Origin of the sequence: Aeromonas sp. PS2Canimalfood6, assembly GCF_048276795.1 — a bacterium.
GTDB classification, from domain to species: Bacteria; Pseudomonadota; Gammaproteobacteria; order Enterobacterales; family Aeromonadaceae; genus Aeromonas; species Aeromonas caviae.
This window is the reverse complement of sequence record NZ_JBLUXC010000167.1, coordinates 1-474: the sequence shown is the minus strand read 5'-3', so window position 1 is coordinate 474 and position 474 is coordinate 1. Positions and strand designations below refer to the sequence as shown.

Genomic DNA, 474 nt, shown 5'->3' with positions numbered 1-474 from the left:
AGCGTCGGATCAAGCGGTACTCGACCTTGCCGGACTTCACCACCATATCCAGCACCTCGGCCCGACAGCGCCGCCGTCCTGCCTCTTTCAGTGACAGTCCCGCCAGTTTTGGCACTTCCCGCCCATCACCGCGCCAGGCCTGGATTATCTTGGGGTTCAGGCTTTGCGTTCCTCGCACCAGATAAAATCCGCCAGCGTCGTTCACCTGCTCAAACCAGGCCCTGTCAATGTAACCCGCGTCAGCCAGCAGCAGGCAGTTGGCCAGCTTGTGAGCCTCAGGGAGAAATTGCCGCTCCCCTGCGGTATCGGCAGACACACTCATGCACAGTGGGCTCTGCTCCGACAGAGACATGGTCATATGGCACTCGATAGCCGCCGGACTGATGGTCTTGAACCGGCCGGGAAAGTCAGCCGCCAGACGCCGGTGCACCGCGAAGGAGGTGCCATCGTGCAATAACACCTGCTTGAACGCGC

General features: G+C 61.0%; 1 protein-coding gene. It reads right to left on the bottom strand.

Going from position 1 to position 474, the window contains the following annotated elements:
* A partial coding sequence (locus ACNPAA_RS21085) for a transposase (protein ID WP_417892000.1) occupies window positions 1–474 on the bottom strand: 474 nt, incomplete at both ends.